Source organism: Frankia sp. R43, assembly GCF_001306465.1.
Classification (GTDB): Bacteria; Actinomycetota; Actinomycetes; order Frankiales; family Frankiaceae; genus Parafrankia; species Parafrankia irregularis.
Map to the genome: position 1 here is coordinate 332,402 of NZ_LFCW01000010.1, position 17,462 is coordinate 349,863.

Consider the following 17,462-nt stretch of genomic DNA (forward strand, 5'->3'; position numbering starts at 1 on the left):
GGGTGATCCGGGCGGGGCGGTGGCAGCGCTTGCCACCGCGCTCCGTCCCCCGGAGCGGATCATCGTGGTGCGTCTCGGTGGCCTCGCCATCCCGTCGCAACGCACCGCACAGCCCGTCGGTGCCGAGCCGCGCCACGAGGTACTGAACCTTCCGAGCACAACGTCGTTCGGCGCCGCCGTCGCCGCCGCCGTCTCGCGGGTGGAGCGGGCGGGCGCCCCCGACGTCTTCTACTGGCTTCTCCACGACGGCGCCGTGCCTGCGCACGACGCACTGGACCGCCTGCTCACCTATGCCCGGGTCGACCGGAGCGCCGCGGTGCTGGGCCCCAGCCTGCACGCGGCCTCAGATAACGGCGCCGCACAGGAGGCGGGTCCCCAGCCGGCGGCCGGCTCCTCACCCGCTGTCGGCGTCCCACGGGTGGGCGGCGTCCCGCTCGAGGCCGGCGTGACCGTCGACCGGGCGGGGCGGCGCGTCAGGCGAGGCGCGACCGGCCGGCACGACGCCGTGCGGGATGTGCTGGCGGTCTCCTGCACGGGAATGCTGATCCGGGCCGCGGCCTGGGAGCGGCTCGGTGGGCTCGCCGTCGATCTCACGGCAGGTCTCGACCTCGACCTGGGCGTGCGCGCGGCGAGGGCAGGCCTGCGGGTGGTGGCGGTCCCCCGGGCCGTGGTGGCGATCAGACCGACGACCCGGGTCGATATCCCGCTGCTTCCCCGGCTCGACGAGCGGTCCGGGCGGTCCGAGCGGGCCGGGCACGCCGGGAGCGTGTGGGCCGGCGGGGCGGCCAGATCCGACCAGGCGGCCCTCGACCGGGCCGCGAGAGCCGCCGGTATGCGGGTGCGGCTGGCGCTCACTGCCGCCCCGCTGCTGCCGTTCGCGTTGATCGCGCTGGGCGTCGCCGGGGCTGCCCGCGCCTGCGCGCGGCTGTCGCACCGGGGCGGCCGTTGGCACGCAGCGGTGGCCGAGGTGTGGGTGGTGAGCACTGTCCTAGCCCGGCCGTGGAGACTGGCACGGCTGCGGCGCCGGGCGGGCCGCCGCGCGGTGGTCCCGCGCCGGGTGGTGCGGGAGCTGCTCCCGCGCCGCCCCACAGGCACCGGCCTCGACCTCGATTCCGATTCCGATCCGGATGGCGGCCTGGCCGCCGGCGCCGGCGCCGGCGTCGACGTCGGCGGCCTGGCCGGCCTGGCCGTGCGGGGCCGGGTCGGCGCCCGGAACGCGGCCCCGCCCCGGGCCTTCGCGGCGCTGACGGCGGTGCTCCTGGCGGCCGGAGCAGCCGCGGTGCGTCGGCTGCCCGCGGACCTGGTCGGTGGCGGAGTGCCGATGCCCCGCACCGCGGGCGATTTGTGGTCCATCGTGTGGTCTGGTTGGCACGACGTGGCTGGCGGGGCACTCGGCTGGGCGGGTCCGGCTCCGCCCTGGACGCCCGGGCTCGCCCTGCTGGCCTCCATCGTGGCACCGGCCGGCCTGGACGTCCCCGCCCTCTGTTCGGTCCTGCTCGCGCTGGCCCCCGCGGTGGCCGCGTCGAGCACCTACCTCGCGTCGGCCCGCATCACCGGCTCGGCGCGGGTGCGCGTCGGCCTCGCGGCGTTGTACGCGGTCTCCCCGCCGATGGCGGAGTCGGTGGTGGCCGGTCGGCTCGAGACCGCCGTGGCGCTGGCCGTGCTCCCCACCGTGCTGGCGGCCGGCGACCAGGTGCTGCGCGGTCAGCACCGGCCGGTCTGGTTCGGCGACTGGCCGGCGTGGCGTCTCGCGGTGGGGCTCGCCGTTGTCGTGGCCTGTGCGCCGCTGCTGGCGATTATCGCGCTGGTGGGCCTTCCGGTGGCCTTCTGGGCGTCCCGCCGGGCCGGGCGCCGGGCGTCCCGAGGCGCGCGCAGCCCTGGTGCGGCCGGCTGGTCGACGGCCCCGCTCGGCGTGGGCCTGCTCAGCCTGCTCTGTGTGCTGTCTGTCGGCATGCTCCCCCTGGTGCCCGCCGCGGTCGCGGGTCGTCCCGGCCTGTGGGCGGCGGTGGGGCTCGCCCAGCTGTCCGGCTCCGAACGGACCGGCCTCATCGCCGGCGCACCCGGTGATGAGGCCCGCGCGACCGCCCTGTGGCTTTTTGTAGTCCTCTGCGTCCTGCTCATCGTGTTGTCGCGGCTGCGGGTCACCCGCCTCCGTACAGGCACGGGCACGGGCTCACACACGGGCACGAACCCGGAAGCGGGCACGAGCCCGCGCACGGCCCGGGGCGGCGGGAGAAACGGGGCGGTCGGCTGGGCGCTCGCCGGCGCCGGCCTGCTCGAGGTGGCCCTTGCCGTGCCCCTCGCTCACGCCTGGCCGGACGCGGCGTCCCCGCCCGTGGCCACGGCCGCGAGTGCGCTGGCCGGTGTCTGGGTGGGCCCGCAGTACGGTCTCGCCTGCGCCGGCCTGCTGATCGTCATCGGTGTGGCCCGGATGTCCGGGCCCACGGCCGGTCGTCCGGTGACCGGGGGCCGCGCCGAGGAGGCCGCCGGCCGGCCGGCGGCGGGCCGGCGTTCGTGGGGCGCGCGCGGTGCCTCGCTGGTGGCCGGTCTCCTCACCGCCGTCGCGGTGCCCGCGTTCGCCGTGGGCTTCCTCGTCGCGCCGGCGACGGAACGGCCGGACGACGCCCTGGCCCGCTCCATCGCCGGCCTGACCAGGACGGGCGGAACCGGTGCCCGGGTCCTGGTACTACGCGGCACACCCCCGGATCGGGCCAGCTACACGCTCGCGACGCAGGATGGCCCGGGCTTCCCGCAGGCCTCCCCCTACCGCCCTTCGAACGCCTCGGACGCGCTGGCCCGCCTCGTCGCGGATCTGTCAGCCGGCGTCCCGGATGCCGCTGAAGGTCTGGCTGCGTTCGGCGTCGTGGCGGTCGTCACCCCCGAGGAGGCAGACCCGTCGCTGCTCACGGCGCTGGACGCCGTGAGCGGCCTGTGGCGTGACCGGCTCGGTGCCGGCGTCCTGGTCTGGCGGCCAGTGGACCCCGCGACCGGTGAGAACCAGCCCGCCGCGCTCGTGCGGCTTGTCCGGGGCGGTGCCGGGACGTCCGCGGGGCACCCGGCGACCGAGCGGCGCGTGGGCACGGCCCTGGACGGATTCGGGCCGACCGCCGCCGGACTCGCCGGCACGGCGCGGCTCCCGGCCGGCACGGCGGGCCGCCGCGTGGTCCTCGCCGAGCCTGCCGACCCGGGATGGCGGGCGACCCTGGACGGTCGGCAGCTATCCGCGGCTGTGGCGTCGGGCTGGGCACAGGCCTTCGACCTCCCGGAAGGCGGCGGCCTGCTGCGAATCTCCTACGACCACGGGCGGCACCGGGACGCCGTGCTCGCCACCGCCGTGGCCGCGGGAACCGTGCTGACCGTGGGCGTCCTGGCCGCCCTCACGGGGCGTGTGCCGACCAGGCGGGTCCGGCGTCGGCCGCCAGCTCGACAGCAGCCTCCGGTGCGGTGGGGAGGGCCTCCTGATGCGGCCTGACAACGGTCGATCGAGACGGCGGGTGCCCCGCGTGCTCGCCCCGCTCGGTCTCGTCTGCCTGGCGGCGCTGGGCGCGTCCGCGTTGACGACGGCGGGCACCCGTCCGCCGTCGTCCCAGCCGAAGCCGGTCACCGCCGTCACGCTGCTGTGCCCTGACCTGGGCCTGGGCAACCGGGTCGCGCAGATTGTCGATCTGGTGCGCGGATCGGGGCCGGGTGGGTCGGTCCAGCCGTCCCGTGGCCAGGAGCTGCTCGGTGGCGATCGTCAGCATGACGACCTGTTGTTCCTCCCACCCACCGACCCGTCCTTCGCCGGTGAGGGCGCTGACAGCGACGAGAGCGCTGACAGCGACGAGGCGACTGGCACCGGCGACGCGGCTGACATCGGCGAGGCGACTGGCACCGGCGAGGCGACCGCTGCCGGCCAGGCCGGCAGCCCGCTACGGCTCGTCGCGGCCGGCCCGGCAGCGGCCGGCCTCACCGCCACGGTGACGTCGCCCGGGGCGGGAGCGGGCCCGCTGCGGGCCCGCTGCGAGCAACCTCGCGCGCGGACCTGGTTCGCTGGCCCGTCCACCCTCGCGGGCCGCGACCCCGTCCTGTATCTGGCAAATCCCGGCCCACGACCCGCGCGGGTGGACGTGGGCGCGGTGTCGTCGAACGGCGCGGCGCCGCGGACGGAGATCACCATCCCGCCCGGCCGGACGGTCGGGCGGCGCCTCACGGAGTTCGCTCCCGAAGCCGAGACGACCGCCATCGACGTGCAGGCCCGCACGGGACGGGTACTGAGCTGGCTGGTCGACCGCGCCACCGGCAGCGGACCACAGCAGGCCACACCGGTCCCGCCGACTGCCGAACCGGCGGCCAGGGCGTTGGTGGGCGGTCTGCTCACCCCGGCGGCGACTGCCGGCGGCCCACGGCAGCCGCCCGCGGAGCTGGTGCTCTCGGCCCCGGGCGGGGCGGCGACGGTGCGCGTCACCGTGATCACGAGTGCCGGTGGCCATGTTCCCGTCGGCCTGGAAGCGGTGCGGATTCCGGCGTCGACGACGGTGCACCGGCCGGTGGCCCTGCCGTCGGCGACGCCGTCAGCCCTGCTCGTCGAGTCGGCGGACGGAACCGGGGTCGTCGCGGCGCTTGCGCTGCCCACCGGCACGTCGGTCGGGCCTGCCTGGGTCGCCGCGGCCGCGCCTGAGCGTCCTCGCTGGGACGGCCTGGTCGTCGGGGAGACGGGTGCCGCCGGGCCGACCCCGTCACGGCTCGTCGTCGCGGCGGCACCGGTGCCGAGATGGACCGCCGGCGCGCTCGTGCTGGTCGCGCCCGACCGGGACGCGACAGCCTGGGTGGACGGCAATCGGGTCGAGGTCGGGGCCGCCACGGCGGTCCTGGTGTCGCTGCCGGCGGACAGGGCCGGTGTCCGGGTGGTCGGCGTGGGCGGGACGCTCGTCGCGACCCAGGTGCTGGGCAACGGCCCGCCGCCCGTCAGTCCGCCACCCGATGGCCTGGCGCCAGACGGCCCGGCGACCAGCGGTGCGGCGGCCAGCGGTGCGGTCCCGATAGCGGTGGGCCCGGCCGTTTCCGGCAAACTGCCCGCGCCTGTCCCGCAGACGATCTCCGCCGTCGTCCCGCTCGCCGGGGCGTGGCGGTTCCGCAGCGGGCCGGCACCGCTGGCCGATCCCGGGGTTCTCCACCAGCGGAACCTGTCCCGCTGATCCGTCCAGTTCGGTGCTTCCCGGTACTGCTTGGTGTTTCTCGGCCCGGTGCGCCCAGGACGCTTGTCGCAGGTCGCGTCCCGCGGCCGTTGCTACCGGACAAGAGCCGAGGATCTTGATCGCCGGGACAAACCAAAATCCCTCGACTCTCCGCGCCGCCGTTTCCCTGGCCTGGCCGGTCAGGCGGGCGGGCCGGTCAGGCGGGCGGGGGTCAGACGGGCGGGCCGGCCGCGAAGACCCGCCCGGTACCGGTGAGCCTGAGGGTGGCCGAGCCGGTCACCAGCGCCGAGCATCCCCGGCTCAGTGTCATTGGCGCCAGCGCGGTGCCTGAACCGTCCGTTCCGGACACCTCGACCTCGCCCTCCACCGCCAGCAGGATGGACGGATTGGCGAGGCTGACCGGCCCGCCGGTGCAGACGGCCTCCCGCAGCGAGAAGTCATCCACCGGCACCACCCAGGTCCGCAGCAGGCCGCCGGGGCCGGTCGTCAGGGTTCGGGGACGCAGCACCGGCGCACCGGTCGGCCGCGGGTCGAGGATGCGCAGCAGCTCGTTGACGTCGATGTGCTTGGGCGTGAGACCACCGCGCAGCACATTGTCCGACGTGGCCATGATCTCGATGCCGACGCCCTGGATGTAGGCGTGCAGCAGCCGCGCGGGCTGGAACAGCCCCTCGCCGGGCTGAAGCGTGACGTCGTTGAGGAGCAGCGCCGCCGCGATGCCGACATCGCCGGGATGGGTCGCGGCGAGCAGCCGCACCAGATCAGCCGCGCGGCGTAGCTCGGCGTCGGCGTCGGCGGGCACCCGCTCGGCGGCGCTCACCACACCGGCCGCGAGGTCGACACCGGCCTGCGCCGGCAGGGTGAGCAGGCTACGCAGCACCTGGGTCGCGCCGCCGGTCGGGTCGGTCGCCAGTGGCGCGAACGCCGCGATCAGACCGGGGTGACCCAGCCCGCGCGCGATCGCCAGCGTGGTGGCCGGAGCGCGGATGCCGGCCAGCGCCCGGAACGGCGTGAGCGCGACGATCAGCTCGGGCTTGTGGTTGCGGTCGCGGTAGCGCCGGCGCGGATCGCCCAGCGCGATGCCGGCGGCCTGGTCCGCGTCGAAGCCGGCGCGGGCCTGGTCGAGGTCGGGATGGACCTGAAGCGACAAGGCCTTGTCGGCCGCGAGCACCTTCAGCAGGAAGGGAAGCTCGCCGACCAGGTCCGCCGCGGCACGGCGGGCGCCCAGATCGGCCGCACGCGGCCGCGGGGCGGGCTCCACCACCTCGGCCGGGGCCTGCGGATGAGTACCCAGCCACAGTTCGGCGACGGGCTCCCCGTCGGCCGGAACACCGAGCAGCTCGGGGATGGCGGTGGCGGAGCCCCAGGCATACCGCTGGGACTGACCGAAAAGCTCAAGGACGCGAACCGGGCTGCGGCCTGGTGGCGTACGTACTGTCGGCACCGGCGACGTGCCGGTCGCCGTGCCCGTGCCCGTACTTGTGGTGGCGGTGGACATTTCGCCGGTGCCCGCGCTGGCGGTGCTCGTGCTGCCGCTGTCGGTGCCTGCGGCGCTGGTCGGCGCGGTCTCCCCGATGGTCACACGTATCTCCGTCCCCGCCTCGGCGGTCGTGACTCGGTTCTGGCCTGGAGTCGGGCGAATGTCGCGACAGGCCTATTCCTCGTCGCCCCAGCCATGACCTTCGGGGTCGATCACTGCTGGGTCGACGTCCATCATCTCAGCCACCTGATGGATGATCGCGTCGAGGACGAGCTCCGCGAGATCCTCGGTGATGAGGGCACGCGCCTCCAGCGGACGCCGGTAGACGACGATCCGCCGGGGTGTGGCGGAACGGCCCTTGCCGCTCGCCGGCTGGTAGGCCGCGAGCGGAACGTTGTCGTCGGTGGCCGGGTCGACGGGGGGCACGTCCTCGACCGCGAACTCGACGTCGGCCAGCTCGGCGGACCATCTGTGGTCCAGGTGTTCGACCGCGTCCAGGACGAGGTCGTCGAAGCGCTCACCGCGGGTCGCGTAGGCGGGCACATCGGGCGGGAGCAGCGTGCCACGCATGCCACGGCCGCGGCGGTCACGCCGGCGGCGCGGCGGGACCGGACGCGTGGCCGTGGGAAAGAGCGCCCTGGGCGTGCCGGCGGGTTCGGCCATCGTGACAGAGTAACGCCATTTCTTCCGGACGATCACAGCGACGGTGTGGCCGGGAGGCCGGCGGAGGCCCGCAACCCCCACGTAGGGGTACCCGACCAGGAGCGACACGACGTCAGAAGCCGGTTTTGGTCGAAGTGCGCCCGTAGTTCTGGTGTAATTGTATGCGTGGAGCAACCGAGTGATAAGCGCTGCGTCACAGTGACCTCTGTCGGTGCGCGACACGACGGGCGGTGGTGGCCGTCGTCCGTTCCGGGGTCTACCGTCCGGAACGTGAAGCCTCGGCGCTGCTCCCGCTCGGCCTGTTCCGCGGCCGCGATCGCCACGCTCACCTACGCCTACGCGGAGTCCACCGCCGTACTCGGTCCGCTGTCGCCGTTCGTCGAGCCGCACTCCTACGACCTGTGTGGGGTCCACGCTGATCGGCTGACGGTGCCGCTCGGCTGGGCGGTGGTCCGCCTGGAGGCCGAGCAACAGTCCGGGCCGGAGCGGGCAGCCGACGACATCGAGGCGCTCGCGGACGCCGTACGTGACACCACGCCGCGTCGTGGCCCGGAACCGCCCGGCGGCTCTGGGCCCGTGCCGCCTGGCCCGCCCGGTCCGGCCGGTCCGTCGGGTCCGCCCGGGGGGCGTCGCGGTCATCTGCGCGCCGTGCCGAGCCCGTCCTAGGGCCCACGCGCCGTGCCGAGCCCGTCCTGGGGCCCGGCGGTAGTGCCACAGCGGTAGTGCCACAGCGGTAGGGCCGCAGCGGCCCACTTGTCCAAACGCCGTCGGCGCATGATCCTGACCATGCGCGATGCGGTGTCGCCGCGAGCCCGCCACGCCGGGCAAGGCGCTGGAGTTGTTGTCGGCGGGTGCGGATAGGGTCAACCCGGTCGATCGACGCCTGTCAGGAAAGGGTGGTTGCGGGGTGCACGACCTCTCACGAATCTTCAAGGCGTACGACGTGCGAGGCGTGGTGCCATCCGAGTTCGACGAGGAGGTGGCCCGGGCCACCGGCGCCGCGTTCGTGCGGCTGCTCGGCGCGGATCGGATCGTCACCGCCCACGACATGCGCGAAAGCTCGGTCCCACTCGCCGCGGCCTTCGCGGACGGCGCCACCAGCCAGGGTGCGGACGTCATCGCCGCCGGCCTCGGGTCGACGGACCTGCTCTACTTCGCCGCCGGCTCGCTCGGCCTGCCCGGCGCGATGTTCACGGCCTCGCACAATCCGGCGAAGTACAACGGCATGAAGCTGTGCCGGGCCGGTGCCGCTCCGATCGGGCAGGAGACGGGCCTGGCGGACATCAGGGCGCTGATCGAGGCGGGCATCCCGGAGCACACCGGCCCGCGCGGCACCGTCACCACCCGGGACCTACGCGACGACTACGCGCGCCACCTGCGCTCCCTCGTCGACCTGACCGGCATCCGGCCGCTGACGGTGGCCGTGGACGCCGGCAACGGCATGGCCGGGCTGACCGTCCCGTGCGTGCTCGGCGAGCTCGGCCTGACGATCATCCCGATGTACTTCGAGCTCGACGGGAGCTTCCCCAACCACGAGGCGAACCCGATCGAGCCGGAGAACCTGCGTGACCTGCAGGCCAGGGTGCGTGCGACGGGGGCGGACATCGGCCTCGCCTTCGACGGTGACGCCGACCGGTGCTTCGTCGTCGATGAGCGGGGTGAGATCGTCTCCCCGTCGGTCATCACCGCGCTGGTCGCCGAGCGTGAGCTTCGCCGGGAGCCGGGCGGCACCATCATTCACAACGTGATCGTCAGCAGGGCCGTCCCGGAGCTGGTGGCGCAGCGTGGTGGTGTGCCCGTGCGCACCCGGGTGGGTCACTCGTTCATCAAGGCGGAGATGGCCCGAACGGGTGCCGTCTTCGGCGGTGAGCACTCGGGCCACTTCTACTTCCGCGACTTCTGGCGTGCCGACTCCGGCATGCTGGCGGCCCTGCACGTCCTGGCGGCGCTCGGCGAACAGAGCGGCCCGCTGTCCGACCTGCTGGGTGGTTACGCGCGGTATGTCACCTCCGGTGAGATCAACTCCGAGGTGGCCGACGCCGAGCTGGCGATGAGCCAGGTGGCGAAGGCCTACGCGGACCGGGCGATCGATGTCGATCACCTGGACGGGCTCACGGTCTCGCTGGCGGACGGGTCCTGGTTCAACCTGCGGCCGTCGAACACCGAGCCACTTCTGCGCCTGAACGTCGAGGCGCGCGATGATGCGTCCATGTGCCGGCTGCGTGACGACGTTCTCGTCAGCATCCGCGGTGGAAGGGAGAACTCTGCATGAGCCTCGATCCCCTGTTGTTGGAGATCCTTGCCTGCCCGTGCCCCGAGCACGCCGCGCTGCGGGAGGAGACGCTGGACGGTGCTCCGGTGCTCGTCTGCGCGTCCTGCGGGCTGGCTTTCCCGGTTCGGGACGACATTCCGGTCATGCTCCTCGACGAGGCGAAGCCCTTCCCGGCCGCGGCCGGATCCTCGTCCTGATCGGCGTCGTGCGGCCCGGGTGAACCTTGACGAGTCCCTTCTGGACGACGCGGGCCGTCTCGAGGCCGCTGATGCGCTGAGCCTGCTTCCGCACACCGCCTCGGCCGCGCGGCAGGTCCGCGAAAGCTGGCGGTTGGCGCAGGAGGCAGGCGTGGCCGCGCTCAGCGCGGACGGCCGGCCACGCGCGATCGTGGTGACCGGGGTCGGTGCCTCCGGTCTGGCTGCCGATGTGCTGGACGCGGTCGTGGGCACGGCCGCCCCGGTGCCGGTGATCACCCATCGCAGGCATGGGCTCCCGGGCTGGGTCGGCGTCGCCGATGTGGTCCTTGGTGTCTCCGCGTCGGGCACCTCGGCGGAGACCTGCTCGGCCGTCGAGGAGGCGCTGCGGCGTGGCTGCCGGCTGGCCGTGGTCAGCCCGCCGGACACCCCGCTGGCTCATCTCGCGGGCCTCGCCCGCGCTCCGTTCGTGGCGCTGCCGACGGCCCGGCCCGCCCAGGCGGATCTGTGGTCGCTGGCCGTTCCGCTGCTCGCCGTCGCCGCGTCGCTCGGCCTCCTGCGCGACGGCGGCGCCTCGGTCGAGGCCGCCGCGGTGCGTCTGGAGGAGACGGCGATCCGGTGCCGTCCGGCCAGCGAGTCGTTCGTCAATCCGGCGAAGACGCTGGCGCTGGAGCTGGCCGGGTCGCTGCCGCTGTGGTGGGGGACCACCCGGCTCGCCGAGGTCGCGGCACTGCGGGCGGCGGCGATGCTCGTCGTGAACGCCTGGTATCCGGCGCTGGTCGGTGCCCTGCCGCATCCGGCCTACGAGCAGGCGGCCCTGCTGGGTGGGGCGTTCGGCGCGGGCGCGGGCGGTGGCGCCGACGACGACCTGGATGACTTCTTCCGTGACCGCGTCGACGACGAGGCCCGTACCCGCCTGCGCCTGCTCGTCCTACGGGACGTCGCGGGCGAGCATCCCGACGTCGGCCAGGCTGCCGAGCGTGCCGCGGCACTGGCGCAGCAGCGCGGCATCGGGGTGACCGAGTTCCGGCTGGACGGTGCGACGCCGCTGGAGCGGCTAGCGTCGATCGTAGGGCTGATCGACTTCGCCGCCGTCTATCTCGGGCTCGGGCTCGGGGTGGACCCGGCGGCCGCTCCGCGCCTGCGACGGTTGGACAGCACGACTCGCTGACCGCTGCGGCGTCGCCGGGCTGTGGCCCCGCCGTTCATGGCACATGCCGAACCGGGTCGTCCGACCCCGAGGTTCTTCGTGAGTTCGTGAGGCGGATCTCCTGCGCGACCGGGGGGGGATCCGGGCCGAAATCCACGCGGTGCGGACGCCCGATCTCCGCGGCCGACTGGCCGGCTGGCCGAGGGCTCGGTTACTACCAGGCCCTCGGCCAGCTACGGGAATGCCTCTCCCGGGAGCGGTGCCGGCTATCGGCGCGGTCCGGTGCCACCACCGGCACCGGACTGCTGGCCGCCGCCGTTCTGTTGGCTGCCGCTCCCCGAGCTCTGCTGGCCGGTCTGGCCGGAGGTGGCCGCTCTCGGGGTCTGGGTGCTGGTCAGGCCGGGAATCTGGATGCCCTGCAGCAGGTCCTCCGCGCTCGGCAGGGTGGGGGTCGCCGGGGCCGGCACTGTGTTCATCAGACGGCCGCCCTTCGTGCCCCTGGCGGTTTTCGGGTCCGCCGCCGGCAGTGCCACGACGGGCTGGTCCTTCAACGCCGCCTTCATCGTGCGACCCCAGATGAGTGCCGGCAGGTCACCGCCGTACACGTGGCCCCAGTTTCGCCCGTCGGCGAAGACGTTGGTCAAGGGGTTGCCGACCGCCCCGTTGGGGTCACCGACCGCCACCGCCGCCGCGATCTGCGGGGTGTAGCCGACGAACCAGGCGCTGGAGAAGCCGTCGTTGGTTCCCGTCTTGCCGGCCGCGGGGTGGTCGAAGCGAGCCTTGGTGCCCGTGCCCTGGGTGAGGACACCCGCCAGGATGCTGGTCACCGTGTCGGCCACGCCCTCGTCGAGGACACGCTCGCACTTCGGGCTGTTGCCGACGTCGATCTGCTGGCCGGCGGAGTCGACCACCGAGCTGGCGAACCGGGGCTCACACCGGACGCCGCCGGCGGCGAGCGTGGAGTAGGCGACGGCCATGTCCAACGGGGTCACGTACTCGCCACCGATGGTCACGTCCCCCTTGGTGGCGGGGATGTCGGCGAGGTGGGCGGGGTCGACGCCGAGCCGGGTGGCCATCTCGACCACCGCCGGCACCCCGATCTCCTCTTCGAGCTGGATGAAGTAGGTGTTGACCGAGTCCCAGGTCGCGTCGTCCATGCGGTAGACACCGGCCTCGGCGGGGTCGGCGTTCTGGAAGCCCTTGGCGCAGTCGCCCTTGCCGCGGTCGAGGGGGAAGGCGTCGGTCTCGTAACAGGCCGGTGAGTAGTAGGCCGTGTTCACCCCGTACCCCTGCTCCAGGGCCGCCGCGAGGGTGAACGTCTTGAAGGTCGAGCCGGGCTGGAAGGCGGGCTTGACCTTCGCTGAGGAAGCCGGCAGCGGAATCACCGTCTGGTTGGCGGCCACATCGTGACCGTAGGTGCGGTTGACCGCCATGGCGAGGATCGCCCCGGTCCCGGGCTGGATGACCACCTCGGTGGCGGATACCCGGTTGTCCCGGGGAATGGTCGCGTCGACCACGGTCTGGGCCGCCTGCTGCACCTGCGTGTTGAGGGTGGTCTGGATGGTCAGGCCACCCTCGTAGATGCGGCGGTTCCGTTCTTCCAGGGTGTCACCCAATGCCTTGTTGTTCTGCAGCTGGGTACGGATGTAGTCGCAGAAGAACGGCGCGCTGGACGTCTCACAGGAGTCCTGCGTGGTGGGCCGTTCCTTGATGACGTCGATCGGCATCTGCTTCGCCGCGTCGGCCTGCGTCTGGCTGACGTAGTGCTCGTCCGCCATCCGGGTCAGCACGGTGTTGCGCCGTTCGAGGGCAGCCTCCGGGTGGTTCACCGGGTCGTAGCTGGAGGGGCTCTGCACCAGGCCGGCGAGCAGAGCCGCCTGGTCCAGGGTGACATCCTTGATCGAGACGCCGAAATAGTGCTCGGCGGCGGTGCCCACTCCGTACGCGCCGTCACCGAAGTAGGCGATGTTCAGGTACCGCTCGAGGATCTCGTCCTTGGAGAACCGCTTCTCGATCTCGACGGCGTAACGCAGCTCGCGCAGTTTGCGGTCCAGCGAGTCACCGGCGACGGCCTCCCGCTCCTCGTCGGTCGTCGCGTCCTGGAGCAGGACGTTCTTCACGTACTGCTGGGTCAGGGTCGAGCCGCCCTGGGTGGTGGTGCCGGCCTCGCTGTTGCGCGCGGCGGCCCGCAGGACGCCCTGCGGGTCCACCCCGTGGTGCTGGTAGAAGCGGGCGTCCTCGATCGAGACGATCGCCTCACGCATGATCTTCGGGATGTCGGCGCCGTCCACGACCTCGCGGTCCTCGGCGCCCCTGAGGGTCGCGATGAGGCTTCCGTCCGAGGCCAGGATCTTGGAGCTCTGTGGGAGTGGGGGAGTCACGAGGTCGGACGGCAGCGCCAGGAAGTGGTCGGCCGAGGCCTTCGCGAACAGCCCGACCGCGCTCAGGAGGGGCAGCACGAGCAGACTGACGGTGACGCCCATCGCGGCCACGACGAGGCCGATGCGGGTGAGCTGGCGGCGCTGGTTGACGGGACGGACCAGGCCGACGGTCGGTGGGCCGAACGGAAGATCGTCGGGGGCGCGACCGATCTCGTCGGGGGCCCCGCCGTCGCCCGCGCCGCCGCGACCGAAGCCGCCGCGACCGAAGCCACCGCCACCGGAGCCCTTGCCACCCGAGCCGTTGAGACCGGAGCCGTTGGCGCCGCGCGCCGAACCGGACGAAACCCGGCGGCGGGCGGGAAGCGTCGCCAACCGGCCGGCCTGACCCCGCAACCGCCCGGCGGGTGTGCCGCCGTGCCCTCTCGAGTCGCCCTCGGACGCGGCGTCACCGCGAACCGGGGATGCCGACTCCCGTCCCTGCGCCGTCGTTGTCACCCCCAACGTCCGGTCCGGCCAGGTGGGCCGGAACTCGTTCTGGCGGACCCGCCAAGCATGCTTGACACCGCGCCGCTCCGCTCACCCGGGCCCTGGGAAGGTCATCAGGTGCGGGCTCCGACGCGTGGCCCGGGGGCGCAAGATCCGAATTGTCGCGATCACCCCGGAGGATCCCATCGGGTCAGACGCTAGACGACGCCCGTCAGTTCCGGCCAGCCGGCCCGGTCACATATCACCCGCTGCCGGGACTACCCGGGGTACCGTGGCGGGCGCGTCGCGGTTGTGGTGATCATGCGTTGGTAGGCGCGGCGGGTGCGCTCGGCGAGCACGGTGGACAGCACGGCCCATTCCGGCGTTCCCGGGGGTGGCGGTGGGGTGACAGCCGCGAGGACCTCGGTCAGCAGGTCGCCGCCCATGCGTGTCCGGGCGTCATCCGAGAGCTGGTTGGCGCGGTCCAGGAACCTCCGGGTCCGCGTGGCCAGGTGGTCGTTGACACCAGTCAGGTCCAGCAGGGCCGCCCAGCCGGCCAGCTGCGGGGGAACCACGGGCGCCACCCCGACCGTGCGCGGCACCCGCATCTGCAGAACGATGGTGCCGGCGACGAGGTCGCCCAGCCGCTTGGACCGGCGTGAGACCGTCATGCTGATGATCGCGGGCACGGCGGCCAGCACTCCGGGGCGTTCCGCGACGACTCCGACCAGCCCCCTGACCAGCGCGTGGCGGAAGCGGATCGGCCCACCGTCGTCGCGGACGACCCGCAGGCCCAGCGCCATCTTGCCGAAGGTGCGTCCGCGCAGGAGCGTCTCGCAGGCCACCGGGTAGCCGAGCATCGTGACCACGTAGACGGCCAGGACCAGGGCCGTCAGCATGGCCTCGTCGTCCGGCCCCACGATCTCGAGCGTTGCGATGACGATGGCGATCTGGGCGACGGTCTGGATGACCAGATCGATGATTCCGGCGATCATGCGGGAGCCGAGCCGTGCCACGCGCAGGTCGATGGGTACGGCCTCGCCCGTGACCAGTTGGTTCGTCTCCAGGCCGAACCCGCTCACCGGCGGCTTCCGGGGTCCGCGGGCCGTTGATCGGTCATCTGTACCCCGCTCGTGTTTCGTGCCCGGCACGCAGTGCCATAGGCCGGTCTGGAAGAGTAAGAGTAGCCATGGACCTCGATGCGTATGTCGCCGTCCACCGTCCCGAGTGGGTCCGGTTGGGCCAGCTTGTCGACCGTGCCGCGCGCCCCCGGCGGATGCCGATCGGCGAGCTGGACGAGCTGGTCGATCTGTACCAGCGCGCGGCCACCCACCTGTCGGTGATCCGTGATCGTTCCCATGACCCGCGCCTCGTCGAGGATCTGGCGAGCCTGGTCATCCGGGCGCGGGCCGCGGTGGTCGGCGCCCCGGATGTCGGCTGGCACGTCCCCGCCAGGTACTTCGCGGTGACCTTCCCGGCGGCGGTCTACGCGCGCTGGCGCTGGGTGGTCGGGGTGACGCTGGGCTCGCTGCTGCTCGCGCTGGCCAGCGCGCTGTGGATTCTGAACGACGCGCAGGCCCGCGCCAGGGTCATCCCGCCCGACGAGGTGACGGCCCTGTGCCAGCACGACTTCGCCTCGTACTACTCGGAGCACCCGGCGTCGTCCTTCGCCAGCCTCGTCTGGACCAACAACGCCTGGGTGTCCGCGCAGGCGGTGGCACTCGGAGTGCTGCTCGCCGTGCCCACGCTGCTGGTCCTGGGGCTGAACGCGCTGAACCTCGGCATCATGGGCGGCTACATGGGCAGCTGCGGCGAGGGCGGCCAGTTCTTCTCGCTGATCCTGCCGCACGGCCTGCTGGAACTCACCGTGGTCTTCGTCGCCGGCGCGGTCGGCCTGCGGCTGGGCTGGGCGATCATCGCCCCGGGAGCCCGCCGCCGCTCCGAGGCACTGGCCGCCGAGGGGCGCGCCGCCGTCGGGATCGTGCTCGGGATGGCGGTCGTGCTCGCGGTGTCCGGGGTGATCGAGGCGTTTGTGACCCCGTCCTCGCTGCCGACCTTTGTCCGCATCGGTATCGGCGTCGTGGCCTGGGCCGGGTTCGTCGCCTACGTGTGGATCTACGGCAGCCGGGCCACCGCCGTCGGCGAGAGCGGCGATCTGGACGCGGCCCTCGCGCAGGACCTCGCGCCAGTCGAAGCCTGACCGCGACGATGCCCGGTGTTCGGAGCCGGCGTCGTGCGGGTGCGGAGCCGGCGTCGTGCGGGGCCGGAGCCGGCGTCGTGCGGGTGTGGACCCGGCGTCGTGCGGGGCCGGAGCCGGCGTCGTGCGGGTGCGGAGCCGGCGTCGTGTGGGTGCGGAGCCGGCGTCGTGCGGGGCCGGCGTTCAGAGCCGGCCGTGGGCCTTCAGCGCGAGGTAGGTGTCGGTGACCGCCGTCGCGTACTGGGCGGGCGCGACGTCGACGACCTCGACCCCGCGCTGGCGCAGCACGGCTGTCAGCTCACGCCGGCGCAGCAGGGCCTGTTCCGCGGCCGCGGCCGCGTAGACCTGCGCGACGTCGCCATGCCCGGCGGCGAGTTCGTCCAGCCGGGGGTCGCGCAGGGCGGCCACCAGCACGGTGTGCCGGGAGATGAGCGTGGGCAGCGCCGGCAGCAGGCTCTCCTCGATCACCGCCGGCACCAGGTCCGTGAAGATCACAACAAGGGCCCGCCGGGACGCCGCCCGCAGCACCGTGGTGGCCATCACCTCGTGGTCGGCTTCGACCAGCGCCGGCTCGAGGGTCGCCATCGCCTCGCTCATCCGGGCCAGCAGGCCCTGGTCACGTGCGTGCGCGACGGTCAGCCGCGCGGCGCTGTCGTACGCGGTCAGGCCCACCCGGTCACCGGCCCGCAGCGCAACCGCCGTGAGCAGCAGCGCGGCGTCCATCGCGTGGTCGAGGCGGGGGACGTCGCCGACCCGACCGGCCGAGGTCCGGCCCGAGTCCAGCACGCAGATGACGCGGCGGTCCCGCTCCGGGCGGTAGGTACGGACGACCACCGAGCCGTGGTGGCGGGCGGTGGCGCGCCAGTCGATCGTCCGCACGTCGTCGCCGACGACGTACTCACGCAGGCTGTCGAACTCCGAGCCGGCGCCGCCGCCGCGCAGCGCGACCTCGCCCTCCACCTCGCGCAGCCGCGCCAGCGCGGCCGGCAGGTGCCGGCGGGAGAGGAACGGCGGCAGCACCCGCAGCCGCCAAGGCGCGAGGTGGCGGCCCTGCCGGCCGGCCAGCCCCATCGGGCCGAGGGAGCGCACCGTGATCCGGACGGGCTCCCGGTCTCCACGCCGGGTCGGGCGCAACGTCGTCTCCAGGAAACGCCGCTCACCCGCGGGCACCGTGACGGTGTGCACGCGGGGCTGGGCACCGGCCGACGGCACCCACGAATCCCTGACCCGCGCCCGCAGCGTCCGACGTCCGCCGTTGGCGACGGTCAGCGTGAGGGTCACCGGCTGCCCGAGCCGGGCCGACGTCGGGCCCGACCGGCTGAACGCACAGAGGCGCACCCGGGCCGCCAGCCCCAGGTCGACGGCGACCAGCAGGAGGATCAGAAGGTTCACGAGCACGAAGGCCAGGCCGGGGTCGGGGGAGAGGCCCACCACGAGGATGCCCAGCGCGACCAGCGCGACGGTACGGCCGGTGACAGCCACG

Annotated in this window: 12 protein-coding genes; 7 read left to right on the forward strand and 5 right to left on the reverse strand. The window is 73.6% G+C overall.

All coding sequences use genetic code 11. From position 1 onward, the window contains the following. The first annotated feature begins 19 nt into the window (after positions 1-19). Both ACG83_RS35370 and ACG83_RS35375 read left to right on the forward strand, forming a co-directional pair. Positions 20-3,472 (forward strand): glycosyltransferase family 2 protein, encoded by a 3,453-nt coding sequence (locus tag ACG83_RS35370; protein WP_161934828.1) that lies wholly within the window; start codon positions 20-22, stop codon positions 3,470-3,472. Between the two features lie 22 nt (positions 3,473-3,494). Continuing rightward, entirely contained in the window at positions 3,495-5,177 is a 1,683-nt protein-coding gene (locus ACG83_RS35375) for a DUF5719 family protein (protein WP_235498382.1), read from the forward strand. 211 nt (positions 5,178-5,388) lie between these two features. Here the strand turns inward: ACG83_RS35375 and manA are convergent, their stop codons facing one another. Then, on the reverse strand, positions 5,389-6,759 hold the full coding sequence (gene manA, locus ACG83_RS35380) for a mannose-6-phosphate isomerase, class I (RefSeq protein WP_054570587.1): 1,371 nt from the start codon (positions 6,757-6,759) through the stop codon (positions 5,389-5,391). Between the two features lie 72 nt (positions 6,760-6,831). Then, on the reverse strand, positions 6,832-7,227 hold the full coding sequence (locus ACG83_RS35385) for a metallopeptidase family protein (RefSeq protein WP_035949045.1): 396 nt from the start codon (positions 7,225-7,227) through the stop codon (positions 6,832-6,834). 363 nt (positions 7,228-7,590) lie between these two features. Between ACG83_RS35385 and ACG83_RS35390 the strand changes: the two genes are divergently transcribed. The 4 genes from ACG83_RS35390 (at position 7,591) to ACG83_RS35405 (ending at position 10,957) form a co-directional block, all read left to right on the forward strand. Beyond that, positions 7,591-7,986: a DUF3499 domain-containing protein gene (locus tag ACG83_RS35390; protein ID WP_054570588.1), complete on the forward strand. Its 396-nt coding sequence runs from the start codon at positions 7,591-7,593 to the stop codon at positions 7,984-7,986. A 241-nt stretch (positions 7,987-8,227) separates the two neighbouring features. Then, the gene (locus ACG83_RS35395; protein WP_054570589.1) at positions 8,228-9,592 is read left to right on the forward strand and encodes a phosphomannomutase/phosphoglucomutase; all 1,365 of its coding nucleotides are present in this window, start codon (positions 8,228-8,230) and stop codon (positions 9,590-9,592) included. Continuing rightward, the gene (locus ACG83_RS35400; protein WP_006538424.1) at positions 9,589-9,789 is read left to right on the forward strand and encodes a Trm112 family protein; all 201 of its coding nucleotides are present in this window, start codon (positions 9,589-9,591) and stop codon (positions 9,787-9,789) included. Before ACG83_RS35395 ends, ACG83_RS35400 begins: the two co-directional genes overlap by 4 nt. Positions 9,790-9,808: 19 nt before the next feature. Beyond that, positions 9,809-10,957, forward strand: a complete 1,149-nt coding sequence (locus ACG83_RS35405) for an SIS domain-containing protein (protein WP_054570590.1) — start codon at positions 9,809-9,811, stop codon at positions 10,955-10,957. 245 nt (positions 10,958-11,202) lie between these two features. On the opposite strand, the gene ACG83_RS35410 is transcribed toward ACG83_RS35405, so the two are convergent. Beyond that, entirely contained in the window at positions 11,203-13,689 is a 2,487-nt protein-coding gene (locus ACG83_RS35410) for a transglycosylase domain-containing protein (protein WP_054570591.1), read from the reverse strand. 371 nt (positions 13,690-14,060) lie between these two features. After that, positions 14,061-14,864, reverse strand: coding sequence for an RDD family protein (locus ACG83_RS35415; protein ID WP_054570592.1), 804 nt, complete (start codon positions 14,862-14,864; stop codon positions 14,061-14,063). Positions 14,865-14,971: 107 nt separating this feature from the next. Between ACG83_RS35415 and ACG83_RS35420 the strand changes: the two genes are divergently transcribed. Beyond that, a complete protein-coding gene (locus ACG83_RS35420; RefSeq protein WP_054570593.1) occupies positions 14,972-15,982 on the forward strand; it encodes a stage II sporulation protein M in 1,011 nt (336 codons plus the stop codon). Positions 15,983-16,162: 180 nt separating this feature from the next. Here ACG83_RS35420 and ACG83_RS35425 read toward each other — a convergent pair whose 3' ends face one another. Continuing rightward, positions 16,163-17,461 carry a DUF58 domain-containing protein gene (locus ACG83_RS35425; RefSeq protein ID WP_054570594.1) on the reverse strand — a complete coding sequence of 433 codons (1,299 nt, stop codon included), beginning with the start codon at positions 17,459-17,461 and terminating at the stop codon, positions 16,163-16,165. Position 17,462 lies beyond the last annotated feature (1 nt).